This window comes from Quyinboa mangrovi (assembly GCF_042219825.1).
Lineage (GTDB): Bacteria > Bacteroidota > Bacteroidia > Bacteroidales > UBA5342 > JBHJHP01.
Window position 1 is genome coordinate 1 of the sequence record NZ_JBHJHQ010000004.1, and the last position, 18,986, is coordinate 18,986.

Annotated in this window: 11 protein-coding genes; 9 read left to right on the forward strand and 2 right to left on the reverse strand. The window is 38.7% G+C overall.

Translation table 11 applies throughout. The features are described from left to right. Positions 1 to 314 precede the first annotated feature (314 nt). Both ACE1ET_RS08825 and ACE1ET_RS08830 read left to right on the forward strand, forming a co-directional pair. Entirely contained in the window at positions 315 to 2,207 is a 1,893-nt protein-coding gene (locus tag ACE1ET_RS08825; protein ID WP_375728025.1) for a fasciclin domain-containing protein, read from the forward strand. A 102-nt stretch (positions 2,208 to 2,309) separates the two neighbouring features. Continuing rightward, positions 2,310 to 5,963 (forward strand): BNR-4 repeat-containing protein, encoded by a 3,654-nt coding sequence (locus tag ACE1ET_RS08830; RefSeq protein WP_375728026.1) that lies wholly within the window; start codon positions 2,310 to 2,312, stop codon positions 5,961 to 5,963. 82 nt (positions 5,964 to 6,045) lie between these two features. Here the strand turns inward: ACE1ET_RS08830 and ACE1ET_RS08835 are convergent, their stop codons facing one another. Further along, positions 6,046 to 6,966: a malate dehydrogenase gene (locus tag ACE1ET_RS08835; protein ID WP_375728027.1), complete on the reverse strand. Its 921-nt coding sequence runs from the start codon at positions 6,964 to 6,966 to the stop codon at positions 6,046 to 6,048. Positions 6,967 to 7,289: 323 nt separating this feature from the next. On the opposite strand from ACE1ET_RS08835, the gene ychF reads away from it, so the two are divergent. From ychF to ACE1ET_RS08860, 5 genes are all read left to right on the forward strand, one after another. Further along, on the forward strand, positions 7,290 to 8,390 hold the full coding sequence (gene ychF / locus ACE1ET_RS08840; RefSeq protein WP_375728028.1) for a redox-regulated ATPase YchF: 1,101 nt from the start codon (positions 7,290 to 7,292) through the stop codon (positions 8,388 to 8,390). A gap of 204 nt (positions 8,391 to 8,594) precedes the next feature. Beyond that, complete coding sequence (locus ACE1ET_RS08845; protein WP_375728029.1) at positions 8,595 to 10,115, forward strand: hypothetical protein; 1,521 nt, start codon at positions 8,595 to 8,597, stop codon at positions 10,113 to 10,115. Positions 10,116 to 10,170: 55 nt separating this feature from the next. After that, positions 10,171 to 11,103 (forward strand): endonuclease/exonuclease/phosphatase family protein, encoded by a 933-nt coding sequence (locus ACE1ET_RS08850; protein ID WP_375728030.1) that lies wholly within the window; start codon positions 10,171 to 10,173, stop codon positions 11,101 to 11,103. A 25-nt stretch (positions 11,104 to 11,128) separates the two neighbouring features. Beyond that, positions 11,129 to 11,944 (forward strand): N-acetylmuramoyl-L-alanine amidase-like domain-containing protein, encoded by an 816-nt coding sequence (locus tag ACE1ET_RS08855; protein ID WP_375728031.1) that lies wholly within the window; start codon positions 11,129 to 11,131, stop codon positions 11,942 to 11,944. Between the two features lie 98 nt (positions 11,945 to 12,042). Next, complete coding sequence (locus ACE1ET_RS08860; RefSeq protein WP_375728032.1) at positions 12,043 to 14,037, forward strand: T9SS type A sorting domain-containing protein; 1,995 nt, start codon at positions 12,043 to 12,045, stop codon at positions 14,035 to 14,037. Here the strand turns inward: ACE1ET_RS08860 and ACE1ET_RS08865 are convergent. Further along, the gene (locus tag ACE1ET_RS08865) at positions 14,030 to 14,710 is read right to left on the reverse strand and encodes a pseudouridine synthase (RefSeq protein ID WP_375728033.1); all 681 of its coding nucleotides are present in this window, start codon (positions 14,708 to 14,710) and stop codon (positions 14,030 to 14,032) included. The two genes, ACE1ET_RS08860 and ACE1ET_RS08865, sit on opposite strands and share 8 nt — an antisense overlap. A gap of 260 nt (positions 14,711 to 14,970) precedes the next feature. Here ACE1ET_RS08865 and ACE1ET_RS08870 point away from each other — a divergent pair, with 260 nt between their 5' ends. Together ACE1ET_RS08870 and ACE1ET_RS08875 are read left to right on the forward strand one after the other, a co-directional pair. After that, complete coding sequence (locus ACE1ET_RS08870) at positions 14,971 to 16,107, forward strand: serine hydrolase domain-containing protein (RefSeq protein ID WP_375728034.1); 1,137 nt, start codon at positions 14,971 to 14,973, stop codon at positions 16,105 to 16,107. A gap of 97 nt (positions 16,108 to 16,204) precedes the next feature. Next, the gene (locus ACE1ET_RS08875) at positions 16,205 to 18,985 is read left to right on the forward strand and encodes a sensor histidine kinase (protein ID WP_375728035.1); all 2,781 of its coding nucleotides are present in this window, start codon (positions 16,205 to 16,207) and stop codon (positions 18,983 to 18,985) included. The last annotated feature ends 1 nt before the right edge of the window (position 18,986 follow it).

Genomic DNA, 18,986 nt, shown 5'->3' on the forward strand with positions numbered 1-18,986 from the left:
AAAGTTGTTAAGCAGGTTGTACCATCTTCAGGCAAAGAAAACATTAGTATTGACGGCTCAGGATTATATATCATTAAGGCTGAAAGTGCTGGTGCAAGTAAATTGTTTAAGGTTGTTAAAACTAACTAGTATTATTAAAATATTTTATTTGAAAGGGTTGCCGTTTGGTAACCCTTTCTTTTTATTGTATTCATCGTTATTTTTAAAATAATTGTTAGTTATTCTTGTTTTTGTTTTATTAATTTTCTTTTAAATTGGATACTTTTGAATTGGCTTAGGTTCAGGGCAACTATTACAAAATACAATCATGTGATATGAAAATGCAATTTTCAGGTAACAGTTTTAAATATATTATTTTATCAGTTTTAGTATCATTATTTCTGCTTCAGGCGTGTAACAGCGATAAAATTGAAGAGAAAAGTTACTACACATTTACAGGTGAGCTAGTTGGGCAGTACCTTCGGACACGTCCGGATGTTTATTCAGAATTTGTAAAGCTTCTGGATACCACTAAGGTGATGAGTTTGCTGAATGCCTATGGAGAATTTACCTGCTTTGCACCTGACAACGAAGCGATGAGAGCCTTTTATAAGGAGAAGGGCAGGAATGATTTGTCTGAATTTCCATTGGATACGCTGACAAAAATTGCATATGACCATATTATTAACGGTTTTGTGGTTTCCAGTGATTTATTTGTGGAAGGCAGGTTGACACAGAAAACGATGAGTGACAGGTTTATTTCAATTTCCTACGCAAGTTTTAATACGGGTGATCTCACAATAAAGGTAAATAAAACTGCTCCAATCCTTCAGCCTGATATTGAACTTCATAATGGCGTAATTCATGAAATAGGAGAGGTGCTTAAACCAAGCGAAAAGACCCTTGTGGAAGCGTTATCGTCTGATCCGAAATTCAAGCTTTTTTATAAAGCTTTGGTAGCTACTGATTTGGATAAGATGCTCACTCCTATTGAGGATGAATCTTACGATCCGGATGCTTTTTATATTGATCAGTCGGCTGCTAATGTCAGAGTCCCCAAAACCAGAAAATATGGTTTTACAGCAATGGTGGAAAGTGATTCGACATATGCAAGCTATGGAATTACAACTCTTGATGAAATGGCAGCTTATGCCAAACAAATATATGACGTTGTATATCCTTCGGATGCTGGCATAACTGATATTACTGACAGGAGAAACAGCCTGAACCGATTTGTTGCATACCATCTGATTAACAAGGAAATAAATTATGTGAATTTCATTATTCACTGGGATGAAACCAACCATTCCATTAAAACGTATAATATGTTCGAATACATCGAAACCATGTGTCCGAATACACTGATGGAGGTACGCACAAACAGGAGCTCAAGTGAAACGAATCTTTTTAATATGGTTAATCCGGATGATCCTCAAAGTGCAGTCAGGCTAAATCCTGACAACTACGATAATGATGCGATCAATGGCGTTTATCATGAAATTGATAAAATTCTGGCGTACGATTTTAAGTTTGCCAGTTATATCTCCAGTAAGAGGTTAAGAATGGATGCGGCCAGTTTTTTCCCTGAATTCATGAATAACAATATTAGAGGTAAGGTCAATGTGGCAGGCATTAACTCTGAACTATGGAAATTTCCTCCGGGTTATATTGAAAGGGTACAGGTCTCTGAAGGAACCGAATTCGGATATTTTAATGCAGACGACAGATATCTTGATTATCAGGGGGACGAAGTTTATTTAAGAGGATTGTACAATTTTACAATAACAACACCCGCTGTCCCGGCCGGAACTTATGAGGTTAGATTTGGCTGGAAAGTTGAAACAAAACGTGGGGCCGCCCAGCTTTACTGGGATGGTATTCCATGTGGAATCCCACTGGATTTAAGAATTTTTGCAACAGATCCAAGCATTGGCTATGAAGTTCCGGGTTCAAACTCTGCTGATCCACAGGGATTTGAGAATGATAAAATGATGCGGAACAGAGGATATATGAAAGGGCCAGCCAGCTTCCAGGCAGCTAATACAACATGGTTTACCGGTAATGCACGTATAAACGATGGCTATTTGAGGAGAATTCTTGGAATTTATACATTTAAGGAAGCCAGCACACACACATTTACGGTAATAGCAGCACGTTCGGGTGAATTCATGTTCGATTTTCTCGAATTTGTTCCGGTTGAGGTGATTGAATCAGAAGGAATTGATTAGTAAAATATAGTGCATGATTATATGCATGCTGAGCAAAACGTCTTTTAAACTCCTCGGCAGTATTCAGTTCAAATGAAATGAAATAACTAATATTATTGATATATGAAACTTAAACTTCTACGTAAACGTCTATTAGGTGTATTAATCATAACAGGACTGTTGTCAGCTGTCGATTCAGGGGCTCAGGATAATTATGGCATTTATCTTCCCGGCGGAAATGGAACATCAAGTAACATTGATATTTCAGGTCTAAACCTGACAACATTACCATTTACGGTTGAAATGTGGATAAAGCCTGAAGGTACGCAGGCGGCTTATGCTGGCTTGTTTTATCACAGGGGTACCTCAAATGCCGGTCTTTATTATGCGGCAGACTGGGAAGGTGTTAACATGCTCAGGTTGGATTACGGTGGCGATAAGGTTGTAACTCCCGCTATTTCAACAGATGAATGGCACCACGTGGCAGTTGTCGTTACCTCCGGTTCAAAAACGATTTATGTGGATGGGGTGTCACTTGCATCCAATACAACGGCAAATTCACCTTATGATTTTACCGGTGGAGAGCTTTATCTGGGGTATGATAAAGCTATTATTGACAGAACTTTTAAAGGGATAATGGATGAAGTGAGGGTTTGGAACACCGAGCGTACCCTTCAGGAGCTTGAGGATAACAGGACTAAAACGCTTAATGGCGATGAAGCAGGACTGGTGGCATATTATAATTTTAATGATCAGGCTGCAGAAGCAACAGATCTGACAGCCAATCATAATAACGGAACCATAACCGGCGGAACCTACGTGCCATCAATAAGTCTGGCCGATGATGATGGGGATGGCATACCCGCATATAAGGATAACTGTCCGAATGTTTCCAATCCCGATCAGTTTGATTTCGATAATGATGGTATTGGTGATGAATGTGATGATGATCTGGATGGTGATGGTATTGTAAACGATCTTGATAATTGTGTGGATCTGCCTAATCCCGATCAAACGGATGTGGATGGCGATGGGATAGGAGATGATTGCGATCCTGTAGTTCCCGAAGGGCTGAATTACGGCCTTACTTTCCCTGGTGATGGTAATGCTACAAGTAATGTTGATATGTCAGGATTAGACCTAAACACGTTGCCGTTTACGATTGAAATGTGGTTTAAACCCAATGGTAACCAGGTTGATAATGCCGGCCTGTTGTTTAATCGTCCCGGAAACTTCGGGTTGCAATATGCTTCCGGATGGCAGGGATCAGGCAGAATACGGTTTATTACAGGTGCAGATATGATTCCGGGAACCTCTGAAGTTGATTACGGAACGGTGTCTGAAGCCATCGTTACGCCAAATGAATGGCATCATGTAGCATTTGTTTTAACCGATTCAACACGTCTTTTGTATCTGGATGGTGCTCTTGCGAAATCAACACGGGCTGGAACAGCTGATTCAAAATATGCACCATTTGATTTTTCTTCAGGAAATCTATTTATGGGATGGGATAGTGATGTAGCCAGCCGTACGTTTAAAGGTATGGTCGATGAGGTCAGGATTTGGAAGTCTGTGAGGACTCCGGAGGAAATTGAAGCAAACAAACTTGTTGTGCTTAATGGAGATGAAACGGATTTATTCGCTTATTATTCCTTTGATGACAGGGGTGGAATATTCAATGCGGATATAACAGATGTTACAGCTAATGATAATACATTTAGCAGAAGTGAAGCAACATACTTCTCCTTGTCAGATCTGTTCAGTCAGATGGAATTCAAAAGTTCTGACGCTTCTCAGCCAACCACGTATGTAAATACGGCAACACAGGATAATGTGGTGATGTGTGTTGAAGTGGTCACTCAGAATATGTTTAATCCGCTTTCTCTTGGTGCGATGTATCTTTCTACAACAGGTACGACATCTTTGTCGGATATTCAAAATGTGAAGATATACGCTACAGGAAATGATTCAACATTCAGTGCTGATGCATTGGTTGCAGAAACAGGTTCAGCACCGGGCACGTCTGTAGAACTTGTTGCTGATTATCCGCTTGTAAAGGGTAATAACTTCTTTTGGATTACTTATGATATCAGTTCATCTGCGTCTAAAGGTGATATTCTGGATGTTGTATGTGATTCCATGCTGATTACCGGTGATGTTGAGAAAACATATATCCCCGAAACTACAGATCCTGAAGGGGCACTGGAAATTAATCCGGATATCTTTATTCATTTTGTAAAAGAGCCAATTGATGTAATTACAACCAATGGTTTCGTGACTGCTAACGGATCAAACTTCGTTTCATTTCAGCAGGATGCTGTAACGACTTACAAGGGCTATCAATATGTTGCTTACTGGAATAAGGCTAAACATGTTTGTCTTGCACGTAAGCATTTGCCTGATGGTAACTGGGAGGAAATAGATTTTACAGACTATACCTCCAACCACGATTTAGCTGACAACCATTATACCATTTCATTTGGAATATGTGAAAAGGATGGTTCCATACATATTGCGTTCGATCATCACAATGATGCTCTCAGATACAGAATGTCTGATCCTGGATTGGCTAATAATCCTGAAACTGCAGATTGGAGTGCAACTTCTTTTGGTGCTATTCAAAATTACCTGGTAGATGGACAGCAGTTAACTGATGCTACGTTTCCAGGTGCAGTAACTTATCCACGCTTTATTTCAGAACCGGATGGGAATCTGTTATTTGAATGTCGAACGGGATGGAGCGGTGATGGTAATTCTCATCTGTGGGAATACAACGGAAGCTGGAGTTATGTTGGCGAGTATCTTCATGGAAGAGAGGACGGTATGCCGGCAGGATATACAAGTAAATGCGGATATATAAACGGTTTGCACTACACGCCGGGCGGTACACGTTTACATGTTTCCATGGTGTGGCGTGAAACACCTACAGCCTCAACGAATCACGATGTATCATATGCATATAGCGATGATAATGGTCGTACCTGGTATAATGCAGCAGGTACTAAGATTGCAACAACCGGCACCGATCCGCTGAACTATAACAAAGCAGGGTTTAAAGTATATAATATTGGTGAAAACCGGGGATTGATTAACCAGGAAGCTCAGGCCGTAGACAGTAAAGGAGGAATACATATCCTGCAATCTTATATGCTGGATTCGCAGCCCGATAACAGTGCATGGCCCGGATCACGTCAGCCGGCATGGTTAAGACATATTTATCAGGATGAGTTCGGTACATGGCATAGTGACCCGATTGCACCGGTGATGGTGGATAGAAGTGATATTGCAGTAGATGCTAATGATAACCTTTATGTGGTTGCACCGGGATATATGGTTTATTTTGCTTCTGCGGCAGATAACTGGCAGACCTGGACTGAATTTGACGTTTCTGAGAGCAATACTGCTACGGCTGAAGGTCTGGTTGATCGCGAATTGCTGCTGAACCAGAATATCCTGTCTTTTGTATTTGCACACAAGGATCTTGATGGAAAACTTATAATTCCTTACTATAAACTGGGGACGAGTACTTCGGTAGATAACGTGTTTACGGATAAGAATCTTGACGTTAAATGCTATCCCAATCCATCGGAATCTACTTTCAATCTGGTCGTAAAAGGTACTTTCAGTTATCAGGTATTTGATATTAATTCACGATTGATTGAAGTAGCAGTTGCAAAAGATAGGTGCATTATTGGATCATCACTTGATAAAGGACTTTACATTGTTAAAGTGATTCAGAATAATAACCAAAGTGCAACCCTGATAATTAAAAATTAGAAGGATGTAATCTGAAAATAAAATAGGGATCTTCAAATTTGAAGATCCCTATTTTATATATGTTGAAATTAAATTTCTGTTTTTATAGAAGACCGTTAACTTTTCTTACGCCCTCAGCAGAAGAAGCCAACTTTTCTTTCTCAGCATCGGATAAAGAAATTTCAACGATTTTTTCAATACCGTTTTTACCCAGTACGCATGGAACACCTAGAGATATGTCGTTTAGACCATATTCACCTTCAAGGAGTGCAGAACAGGGGAACATTTTTTTAGAATCCTGCGCAATGGCTCGTACCAGTTCTGATACAGCAGCACCGGGAGCATACCAGGCACTTGTGCCTAACAGTTTTGTAAGGGTTGCACCACCAACTTTAGTCGCTTCCACAACTTCAGACTGAACATCAGCACTCAGGAATTCAGAAACAGCAACACTGTTGCGCGTTGCTTTTTCAATCAACGGAACCATACCTGTATCACTGTGGCCACCGATTACCATACCTTCCACATCAGAAGCAGGACAACCTAACGCTTCAGCAAGTCTGTATTTAAAACGGGCACTGTCAAGGGCTCCACCCATTCCGATAATTCTGTTTTTAGGTAAACCTGTAGCTTTGTGTGTTAGATAAGCCATTGTGTCCATCGGATTACTTACAACAATAATGATAACTTCAGGAGAGAACTTAATCAGGTTTTCAGCAACTGTTTTTACAATACCTGCATTAATACCAATTAATTCTTCACGTGTCATTCCTGGTTTGCGGGGAATACCACTTGTAATAACTGCTACATTACTTCCTGCTGTTGCTGAGTAATCATTGGTAACACCTGTAACTTTTGTGTCAAAACCATTCAAAGAGGCAGTTTGCATTAAATCCATGGCTTTACCTTCAGCAAAACCTTCTTTAATATCCACCAATACTACTTCTTCTGCAAAATTTTTAATTGCAATGTACTCAGCACAACTCGCACCTACGGCACCTGCACCTACTACTGTTACTTTCATCTTTTTTGAGTTTTATTGTTCGTTATATTCGTTTGTTTTCAGGAGTGGCAAAGATATTAATTATTTCAATTACAGAAATATTTCTTTAATCTCAATTAACCTTTCACTGTATTTTATACACATTACAAATAAAACAATGAATTGTTATTATAGTTTCATCTTTATTCCTGTTTTATAACAGCTTAGTCATGCTCTTGATATAAAACGTTCCATAAAAATACAGCAAGCTTTTTATTGGTGCAAAATAGTTAACTATTTTAAGGATTAGTGTTAAAAAAGGATATGAAACACTACTTTTGCAAAAAAATATAATTTATACAATAATGGCGTTACAGTGTGGAATTGTAGGATTACCGAATGTTGGGAAATCAACCCTTTTTAATTGTTTGTCGAGCGCGAAGGCTCAGTCGGCAAATTTTCCGTTTTGTACCATTGAACCGAATGTTGGTGTTATTACGGTTCCTGATGAGCGGTTGAACAGACTTGCTGAACTGGTGAAGCCGAAACAAATTGTTCCGGCAACAGTTGAAATTGTTGATATCGCGGGTTTGGTAAAGGGTGCCAGTAAAGGTGAAGGCCTGGGGAACAAATTTTTGGCAAATATTCGTGAAACAGATGCTATAATCCATGTGTTGCGTTGCTTTGATAATGATAATATCGTTCATGTGGACGGTTCAATAAATCCGGTTCGTGATAAAGAAGTAATCGACACGGAGTTGCAGTTAAAGGATCTTGAGACTGTTGAGAATCGCCTGCAAAAGACAGAAAAAATCGCCAAGGTCGGTAAAGATGCAGAGGCCAAACGTCTGGTTGATGTATTGAAGCGCTACCAGTCTGCCCTGCTTGAAGGCAAATCGGCGCGTACCGTTGAATTATCAGATCAGGAAAAAGCAGTAACCAAAGATTTGTATCTGTTGACCACCAAACCTGTGCTGTACGTCTGTAATGTTGACGAATCGGCTGTGAAAACAGGAAATGAGTATGTGGAGGCCGTTAAGAATGCTGTAAAAGATGAAAATGCAGAAGTTATGCTTATTGCTGCGGCTACAGAATCGGACATTGCGGAACTGGAGGATTATGAGGAGAGGAAAATGTTCCTTGATGATCTTGGCCTGGATGAACCCGGTGTTTCAAAACTTATAAAAAAAGCGTATTCATTGCTGAACCTTAAAACATATTTTACAGCAGGCCCCCAGGAAGTAAGAGCATGGACGTTTCACGATGGTGACAAGGCGCCGCAGGCGGCGGGCGTTATCCATTCTGATTTTGAAAAAGGTTTTATCCGGGCAGAAGTGATCAAATATGACGATTATGTGAGTTTGGGGTCTGAGGCTGCATGCAAAGAAAAAGGAAAAATGGCCATTGAGGGAAAAGATTACGTGGTACATGACGGCGATGTGATGCATTTCAGGTTTAACGTGTAGCCCCTTATTTAGAATGACTTATTGATGCATTTGGAATAGATTGCCTGATCATTTTGTCAAAAGTTACATCTCATCTGATAACTAAAGGTTTCTTTACTGATACTTTTTAGGTCTGTTAAACGTTATAATTTAGAAAGATTTTCACTAAACAGAAATTTGATTTTTTTAAGATATTTTAATAAATTACGAATAAAATAAGTAAGCTTGAAACACGCTCTGAAAATCATATTACTTGCGCTTGTTGTCATCTTTTTTGCCTGTGAGCGCGAGGATGTTAATATGGATCCTAACGCCAGGTTGCAATTCTCGGTTGATACATTGTCTTTTGATACCGTTTTCACAACAGTTGGTTCAGTTACGCTTAATTTCAGGGTATACAACCCTTATGATAAAGACGTTGAAATTTCTGAGGTAGCTTTAAGTGGAGGTGAATTATCACCATTTCGGATCAACGTGGATGGATATGATGGTGGAGTTGATAAAAAGGTCAGTAACATCATTATCAGGGCAAGGGATAGTATGTATGTTTTTGTGGAAACTACACTTGATGCCAATAACGGAGATCTTCCATTGGTTATAACTGATTCGTTGTCTTTTATAACTAATGGTAATCAGCAGTTCGTGCAACTGTTGGCCTTCGGACAGGACGTTCATCATTTGAGTGTGGAAAATGCAGAATTTACCGTTGGTATTCATAGCGGAGATAATACGATTAAGGCAATTCTTTTAAAAACAACTGAACTTACCAGTGATAAGCCATACTTAGTGCATGATCATATAGTAGTTGATTCGTTGGAGACGTTGACTTTAAATGAAGGCGTTGTTCTTTACCTGGAAAAAAATGTCAGTATTCTAGTTAAGGGAACACTTAAAATTAACGGTACATTGGATAATCCGGTCCAGGTAAGGGGTGCCAGATTGGATGAACTATTTGATGGACTTCCATATGAAAAGGTTCCCGGGCAGTGGGGATATATAAGATTGCTTGCGGGAAGTATGAATAATGAAATTGATTACGCACGGATCAGAAATGGAATAATTGGTATTCAGGTAGACTCAGTTGTTACAGAGGATAAACCAACTCTGAAAATTACAAATTCTATTATTCAGAATATGACGGCGGTGGGGGTCTATGGTCAGGGAGCAGTTATAGATGCATCCAATTGCATCATTTCAAATTGTGGACAGTTTAATGTTTATCTGGGTATCGGAGGAAGTTACAGTTTTAATCAGTGTACCATTGGAAATTACTACACCTGGGGACGTGGGAAAACACCTGCTGTAGCGTTGAATAATTATTATTTGACAGAAAATAAGCGAGTTATAGCAAGGGATCTGGTTAAGGCAGATTTCCTGAACAGTATAATTTATGGTACACTTCAAACTGAAATTGCCCTTGTAAATACTGTGGATCAGGAGCCGGTAGATGCTGAATTTAATTATCTGTTCAATTACTGTATAATAAAAGGAGGTGCACCGGATGTGGATACATTAGACGGAGCCCATTTTAAACATGTGATGTGGAACAAAGATCCGAGGTTTGTTAGTCCGGCCGATGATTTTGATTTCAGTCTGGATTCTTTGTCTCCTGCAATAAATGCTGGTAATCTGGATTTTGTTACAGAAGATCTGGAATATGATATTTTTGGAAATTACCGCTTAAAAGATGAAGCACCCGACCTTGGAGCCATTGAGTTTGTTCCAAAAGCCAAAAAGGAAGAGTAACGTCTTATATTTAATTTTAATCTTTTTTTCGTTTTCATCGCTTTATGCACAGGAGGTGGACGAAAATAGTGTTAAAGTTATGTTTTATAATGTGGAGAATATGTTCGACCACATGAATGACTCCCTGACAAACGATGGTGAATTTACTCCTGAAGGACAACGGCACTGGACTTCCTATAAAGCTGGAAAGAAAGTTAATGCCGTTGCTAAAGTAATAATTGCGGCAGGAGGTATGCAGCCTGTTGAGCTGATTGGGATGGCTGAAGTCGAAAACCGAAATATCCTGAATAAACTAATTTTATATTCCCCTTTAAAAAATTACCGGTATGGACTGATCCATAAAGAATCTCCGGACCGACGTGGAATTGATGTAGCTTTATTGTATTTGCAGGAAACTTATTGTCCGATTGTCAGCAGGTTTATTATGGTAACTACCGATGACCCGGACTTCAGAACACGTGATATTCTTTATTCCAAGGGAATATTAAATCAAAAAGACACTGTTCATCTTTTTGTCAATCACTGGCCTTCACGGTATGGTGGAGTAGTTACATCAAGACCTCTCCGGTGCAGAGCGGCGGAAGTGCTAAAATCAATGACTGATTCACTGATACTCAATGATAGCAACTGCAATATTATCATTATGGGGGACTTTAATGATTACCCCGAAGATGAAAGCCTTACCAACTGTCTTGGGGCATCACAGAACGGAGCACTTATAAATTTAGCTTTGTACTCCAGTGATGAGGGGTCGTACAAATATCAGGGTCGGTGGGGTTATCTGGATCAGTTTATTGTCAATAAATCATTGTTTGAACGCAAAACCAATGGCCTGATTGTGAAGGAGTATGAAAAGGTTATCAGCTTTCCTTTTATGATGGAAAAGGATGATAAGTTTACAGGGGAAAGACCTTACAGAACATTTTCTGGATATAAATATAATGGTGGTTTTTCCGATCATCTTCCCGTTATGATTATTTTGAAATAAGCGGTGAATATCGTTAATTTACTTCATGTTAAAATGGATTATCAATAGTTTACTTGCATTTTCATTCATAGCCTGTCAGGCTCAGGAACAATCTGTGTATTATGCCGGCAGTTCAGAAAAAATGCTGGATTCAGTTTTGGCCGAACACAACTTTAATTCTCCCAAACAGGTTGCTTTTACATTTATAAATTATCCGTATAAATCGCATTCATTGGAAATTCCAGGCAGGGAAAGATTGGTTGTAGACCTCACCGGATTCGATTGTGTTACGCTGGTTGAGAACAGCATCGCATTATATCTGAGTGGAGGATCAGAAAATGATTATTTGAGTAATCTTAGGAATCTGCGCTACAGGGAAGGGATAATAAATGGTTACCTAAGCAGGTTGCATTACTTTACGGATTGGATTATTAATGCGGAAAAATCCGGCATAGTCAAGGATGTTACCGGTGAACTCGGAGGAAAACCGTATGCACCCCCGGTTTATTTTATGAGTGCGCATACTGATCTGTATCCAAGGCTGGAACGGCCAACACAGATTGATTCACTGAAACTGATTGAAGAACGTATAGGTAAAGCAAATGTGCGTTTTATTCCAAAGTCCTCCTTAACGTCTGAAGGAGTAGGGATTAAAGATGGAGATATTGTCGCCATTGCAACCAATATTAAAGGGCTGGACTTTACTCATGTTGGGTTTGCATTACGAAAGAATGATATCTTATATTTTTTACATGCATCTTCACAATTTCATAAAGTAATGGTTTCTGATGTACCTCTGTCAGAATATCTGGATGCACATACACACATGTTGGGGATAGTGGTTTTAAGGATGAAACAATAGAGGTTATTTTTATGTAAAAGCGAAGCCCCAGTGTAAATATTTTATTAATATTATGTTAAAATCGATAATTTTTTGTAATTTGCACAAAAAATCTACCAATGCTTAAATTGTACAGAGTATTAGCGCTATTGTTTCTTATTGACTTTAGTGTCGTAGTAATGGCACAGTCAGTATCACAAAATGACTCGTTGGCTTTAGTTGCTTTGTATAACTCTACCGCTGGTGAGAACTGGGTGAAGTCGGATAATTGGTTGGTCGGTAACGTTAATACATGGTACGGAATAGTCTGCGAAAATCAGAAAGTTAAGGCAATTAACCTCAGTGGAAATAACCTTAAAGGAGTTCTGCCGGATGAGATTTACACCTTAACGGATTTACGATATATTTACATTTCGTTTAATCAGGTTAGTGGTTCACTGAAAGAAGGTATCGCGAATTTGAATATGCTGGAGGTTTTGTGGGCCTCCAACAATCAGATGACCGGTCATATTCCGGCGGGCATCGGATCTACGGATAGTCTGAAAACATTGTATTTGAATGATAATAAGTTTGACGGATCTGTTCCTGAAACAATAGGAACATTACACAAACTGGAAAATATCAATTTAAGCAAAAACAGTTTTTCGGGAGCCATACCTCATAGCGTAGGGAATCTGTTAAATCTGAAATATCTTATTCTCAATGATAATGCTTTTACCGATTCTATTCCTGATGAACTGGCCAATCTTACGAAGCTTAGAACTTTAAAACTTAATAATAATTATTTCTCTTATATTCCGGATCTTTCAGGATTGATGCAACTCACCAATATACCAGGTAATGTTGTATTTACGATTCATACAAACTATCTTGACTTTACCGATCTGGAAAAGAACATGAGCATCATTGGCGATCAAGCCAATTATTACCCTCAAAGAACATTTCCGTTAACTACCTTAAAAAACCTGCATCCTGGTGATTCCGTGTATCTGAATATGCCTAATTCCAGTTTTATCGATACAGCCGATAGTAAAACAACATATCGGTATTTGTTGGATAATAAACTGGTTCAGGACTGGTCTGATGAAAGTGGCTATGTTGTTAAATCTGCAACATATGTAGATAATGGCTCATATATTTGTGAGGTTCGTCATGGGGATTTCCCTGATATGTCAATTAAAATAAGTAATGTAAGATTGTTGCCTCCGGCCGGATACTCCTGGTTGTCGCTTGGAGTAAAAATTGATGGTGCGTTGCTGGATACAATTGACTATGAGATTGTGGCTCTGAAAAAAACGGACGGTATTTATGTGCCCGTTCCTGTTCAGGATACTATAATGGGTATGCGGAAGGAGTTTTTGATTCCAACGGGAACCTATCTTTTTAATTTGGTTCCGGTGGGCAACGACACAGTACTAATGACCAGGTATCATAAAAATAGTGTACGATGGGTTAATGACCAGGAATCTGTTCTTGGAAACCGTAGAGACTACGCATTCAATATCAGTCTGATCCCTAAAGTATATCCGCAGGGTATTTGTTCGGTAAGTGGTACCGTAAATGAACTGGATGCTTTCTCAACCGATAATGGTGTTTCAGGCAGTGCCGCAAAAATGAACGCCATGGTGCTACTGTATTCTGTTTCGGAAGACAAATGGATTAACGAGCAACTTACTGATATAAACGGAAACTATTCATTCTCTGGACTGGATGAAGGACAATATTCTGTTTATGTGGATTATCCCGGATTCACACAGGATCAGATTAGGAAATTTAATGTGACAGCTGAAAATCCGGATCGTTCCGATATCAATTTTACCATGTATCTGCAGGATAATGTGATTATGGATATTGATCAACCAAAGTTTGCACAGGCAAGTATGAGCAATTTATCGGTATTTGCTGATTATTCAGGGAAAGTCCATGTCAGATTAAATCCTCCGGTTAAAAATGTAAATATTTCTATATTTAATCTTTCAGGAAAGCAGGTATATACACAGGTAAGTTATAGCGCTGAAGAAACGGTTTTGCCGGTTAATTTAAACAGTGGAATTTATATTTTTCAGCTGCAGTCGGGAGAAAATAAAATTGCGAAAAAATTTATGGTCAGATAAACTCTGAATGGAGCAACTGATTAAAAGATACTGGAAGTTCGGATGTGTATGTCCGGACTTCTTTTGTTATGGGATGTTCAAACTGCAACGATGATGCATGAAGCAACAGCCGGCTGATGTCAGTTTTTTCAGCGATAATCTTGTTCAGCATCCGGTCGCCGTGGTTATTATCACCAATAATATCGAATCGACCCTGTGCAAAATGTTGCCTTATCTGGTGCCAGCGACCGGTTTCGGGTGTAACTTCAACCCGACTCAGTGATACATTCTCAAATTCTTTGTAGCAGATAGTTGTAGAGACCGTTTTCATGGTATTGTAATGCGTGACAGCATTTTTTGAACCGCGCTTGCCCTGGTTCTTTACCTTGTTATCAAATGTTCCTGATCCCGGATTTTCCCTGACAATGGCATGATAAGTCTTGGTTATTTTCTTTTGTTCGAACAAAAGCGTTAATTCATGGGCAATTTCGGGACTTAAAGCAAGTAGCACTATCCCTGAAGTTTTGGCATCAAGACGATGAACATTATATACTGAACAATTCAGTTGTTTGCCAATTACCTTAGTCAAATAATCAGCATCGTGCGGCATTCCCTGTGTCATATGTATGGGCAAACCTTCCGGTTTGTCAACAAGTACCAAATAATCGTCTTTGTACAGAATATCAATTTCCATAATTGGTACAAAAGAACATAAATTATATATGTTCAGAAAGCTGAACCAAAAATCTTTTGTAAATTGCTTTTTTTAAGACACAAGACACAAGATTGTTTTACTTATTAAAATAGTGCGCTCTTAAGTCCTCTTTTTTTATCCCGAAGCTTCGGGAGAGGTTTCCTGACCGAAGCGTCAGTACGGAGGATTTCTCGAAAAATCTTATATCTTGAGTCTTGGTTCTTGGTTCTTGATTCTTATTATCTATAAAATATAACCCAATGAAACGAAAAGGCTTAAAAATTACAGGTGCTATTATTTTGCTGATCTTAGTGGTTTATGCATTTCTCCCACGATATGCACAAAGAGCATTGATCTATCTCACTGTTGATATTGATGATTATAAAATTTTTAATAACCGGGAGGTTGTGGCAGCTGATCCGGAACCCTGGGAGAAAGATGCGTTATATGGGGAAGTGAAAATTCCGGATAACTGGGTTGATAGTCTGGCTCAGTATAACACTGTGGCTTATGCCATCATTAAAGACAGTATGTTGTTTTTGGACGAATACTGGATGGGATACTCGGATTCAAGTTATTCCAATTCTTTTTCAGCAGGTAAAACCATTGTCGGATTTTCAATATTGTCTGCTATCGATCACGGGTTTATTGAGTCGCTTGATCAGCGCGTATCAGATTTCGTGCCTGAATATGATAATCCTGAAAACAAGGATCTGCGGATCAGGGATGTGATGACCATGTCGTCCGGACTTAACTGGGTAGAGAGTTATGGCGGTCTTTTTAACACAACCACGGAATCCTATTATGGATCAAACCTGATGAGCCTGATAACCGGCTTAAAAGTTGTGGAAGAGCCGGGAAAAGTATTTAAATATAAAAGTGGAAATACACAGTTGCTTTCGCTGGTACTGGAAAATGCAACAAATATGACCATGTCAGATTACGTGAGCAGGTATTTCTGGACACCTATGAATGCGCAATACGATGCCCTTTGGAGCCTGGATAAAAAGAACGGTGTTGAAAAAGCCTACTGCTGTTTTAATTCCAATGCAAAGGACTTTGCACGTTGGGGTGAGTTAATGTTGAGCCATGGCAACTGGAACGGGAAACAGTTGGTGTCGAAGGAGTTGATGACCGAAGCCTTGACACCCGCAACATATCTGGTTGGTGAGGATGGCGATCCGGTGGATTATTACGGCTATCAGCTATGGATCCTGAATTACAAGGGCATGCATATCCCTTATATGAGAGGCATTCTGGGACAATATGTGTTCGCCATTCCCGAAAAGAATATGGTGGTGGTTCGCCTGGGTGAGAAAAGAAGCAGAACATATATCAACCACCATCCTAAAGATGTGTATACATATATTGATCTCGCACTGGAGTTGACAAAATAATTACCGCATACAAATCCGGTAGTACATTACATAAATTATCAGAAGCACTGAACAGGATTTTTATGGAGATTCGTAGTGAATCTTTAAATGTGAATGTATGAAAAATTACCATGCTATTGTTTGTATTTTAATTCTATTCATTCAGTTATCTGCTGTAAAAGGACAAAATCAAAATAACCAGTTTAAGCCCGGTGATTGGTTTGAATGTGAAATGGAATTTGAAGGTGTACCTGTATTTCGTAATCATACGGTTCACCAGGGAAGTGAACCTAAAAACACCCAGTTAATTTCACTCCGTTTTACCTGTTCTGAAATTGAAGACGGACAACCGGTAAAGTGGAGCTACAAAGTATTGCGCTATAAAGAAGTTGGTCCTACTTTTAGAATGAAGAAATATAGAAAAATGGACAATGTTTTTGACTTTGACTCATGGTATCCTGATTTTTTTATGGAAGATATAGATAGTATTAGAAAATCATTAACTGGAACAATAAGCATAGATGATCATGGTACTATTCTTCATGATTATAGGTATGATGTTCAATTTAACCTAAGAAATTTTCTTCCTTATAAATCCGGTAGTAGGGGGTTAGTCTCCTATTATGTAACAAGAAGTATTCCAAATAACAACAATACATTCCCAATGTTGATCGAAAAGACCTCCAAAATTATTTTTAACGCTAAAAATTATAGAAAAGAAGTATCAGATACTTCAGGATTAAGACAGTTGGATTATCTCGGGAATGCTATAAACTCAGAAAGGAAATATTTGATTAGAGGCATGAAAGAGTTTGGTCGTACTGTTTGTACAGCCTATTTTTTATTCAATGATTTACCTTATGCGTTTATGGATCAACACCAGCATAAAGTATTTGCCATTACCAATGCCAGTTTCCCCTTACCAACAAAGGCTAAGATTGAAATAGTGGATAAAAGAACGGAGGCATCTCAAAAACCAAACAGTTTTAATAATATTATTAGGATAGCTTCGGGGAATCCCGCATTTGTAATGGATGAATCAGGAATTCCCGGATTGATCATATTCGATTCACGTAAGGCTGAAAAAACCTATGCATTGAAATGCGGGACTTCATTTAGTTTTTTTCCGGGTAGTAGACATGCCATTAATTTATTTCTTGAACCTGGTGATTCTATCCAGGTAACTTTAATGGATGATAGTGTGATTATCCGGGGGAGTGACAACAGCAGTTGGTGGAACAATAATCCGGAGTTAAATGCAAAATTGGTTGAAGACGCAGCAATAGATGCAGAATTTAAAAGTTATTTGCAACTTTTAATGCTATTAAAAATGAGATATTTTGCGTTAGACAGTCTTGAACCAGAGCAGTTCAAAACATCTATTCTGGATTTTTTTACGTTGAAATCCTATTACTACACTGGCCTTCCCGGTCAAGGTATGCCGGGAATATTCCATTTCGTAAGGCAATATAATAAAAGAAAAGACTACCTGATTAATGCTGTAGGTTCACCAACAAAAAAGGGGTTTGATTACGAGTATTACAAAAGTATTATTCAAAATACAGATTTTCCGCTCTACTTCGAATTGTATAGAACTTTAACGCGTGACGATAGCTATAATCAAATTGGTAAGGATATAAAGAAGTACGAAAATTTTAAAACAGTATGTGGTGATACCATATTAAAGAAGTATATTACCCAAATTCTTAATGGATATAAGGCATTACAGGTTGGTGAGATGCTACCCTTTCAAGATGTATTAACAGAAAATAATCAGAAGATAAGCATCCTTCCTGCCAGAGGTAAGTACGGTCTCGTATTTTTATACAGAGAAACAGATAGGGTAGATGAGTTTAAACTGCTTGTGGATAGTATTCCGGATTTTGTGCAAACAGTCTCTTACCGTGTAAATCATGATCTGTTGAAATTTTCAGATGGACTTCTTTCTTATAAATCTTTGAATGACGCGGATCATCTGGAACTCTATGGACACCCTTCACAAACCCGAAAGCTTGATAAATATATTATCGAGTCCCAACGTCCGATGCTGCTACTTTATAATGATAAGGGCAGGATTCTGTTAAATGAAAGTTTTGAAAGGGTGTACGGAAATGATATAGGATCATACAAAACGAAAATATTAAATGCTATTGATGACTATGAAGACCAGTCAAAAAATGAGACAGCAGGTTTATTGCTATTGATAGCAATATCGGTAATTGCAACAGGACTTCTGGTAATGATGATTTACCGGATGCGAATTAACCGTTTGAAGAAGCGCAATGCACAGCAACAGTTGCTGCAGGAACTTAAGTTAAAATCGGTTCAGTCGCAGTTAAATCCCCATTTTATTTTTAATGCACTGAACTCTATTCAGCAACTTATAAATTCAGCGCAATCTGAACTGGCTAACCAATACCTGGTTGGTTTCTCAAACTTACTTCGCGGTGTGTTGAAGAATGCAGACAAGAAACTGGTACCACTGTCCGATGAACTTGAAATGGTTAACAGTTACATGGAACTTGAAAAATTAAGGCTTGATTTTAAATTCCGTATTGATGTGGATTCCGACGTTTCAACAGAGCTGACAGAAATTCCGTATATGTTGTTTCAACCCTTAATTGAAAACAGCGTTAAACACGGGATTTCTAAAATCCCGGGGGGAAGAGAGATCAACATAAAGATTGAGGAAAATGGATCTGATATTGTGATAAGAATCCGGGACAATGGTCCGGGATTTGGCCATTTAACTCTGGATCAGTGCACGGAAAAAGGGAAGGGCCTGGTTTTAATTCAGGAAAAAATTGACAATATTTACGGAAATGATGGTCGGCTTGAACTTTCTTCAGGAGAATCGGGGAAAGGGGCAGAGGTCATAATTACGCTTAAAATCGGTTAGG

Excerpts from the sequence above, each read along its gene's own strand:
- ACE1ET_RS08825 (WP_375728025.1), top strand. The coding sequence starts at position 315 with ATGAAAATGCAATTTTCAGGTAACAGTTTTAAATATATTATTTTATCA.
- ACE1ET_RS08830 (WP_375728026.1), top strand. The coding sequence starts at position 2,310 with ATGAAACTTAAACTTCTACGTAAACGTCTATTAGGTGTATTAATCATA.
- ACE1ET_RS08835 (WP_375728027.1), bottom strand. The coding sequence starts at position 6,966 with ATGAAAGTAACAGTAGTAGGTGCAGGTGCCGTAGGTGCGAGTTGTGCT.
- ychF (WP_375728028.1), top strand. The coding sequence starts at position 7,290 with ATGGCGTTACAGTGTGGAATTGTAGGATTACCGAATGTTGGGAAATCA.
- ACE1ET_RS08855 (WP_375728031.1), top strand. The coding sequence starts at position 11,129 with ATGTTAAAATGGATTATCAATAGTTTACTTGCATTTTCATTCATAGCC.
- ACE1ET_RS08860 (WP_375728032.1), top strand. The coding sequence starts at position 12,043 with ATGCTTAAATTGTACAGAGTATTAGCGCTATTGTTTCTTATTGACTTT.
- ACE1ET_RS08865 (WP_375728033.1), bottom strand. The coding sequence starts at position 14,710 with ATGGAAATTGATATTCTGTACAAAGACGATTATTTGGTACTTGTTGAC.
- ACE1ET_RS08870 (WP_375728034.1), top strand. The coding sequence starts at position 14,971 with ATGAAACGAAAAGGCTTAAAAATTACAGGTGCTATTATTTTGCTGATC.
- ACE1ET_RS08875 (WP_375728035.1), top strand. The coding sequence starts at position 16,205 with ATGAAAAATTACCATGCTATTGTTTGTATTTTAATTCTATTCATTCAG.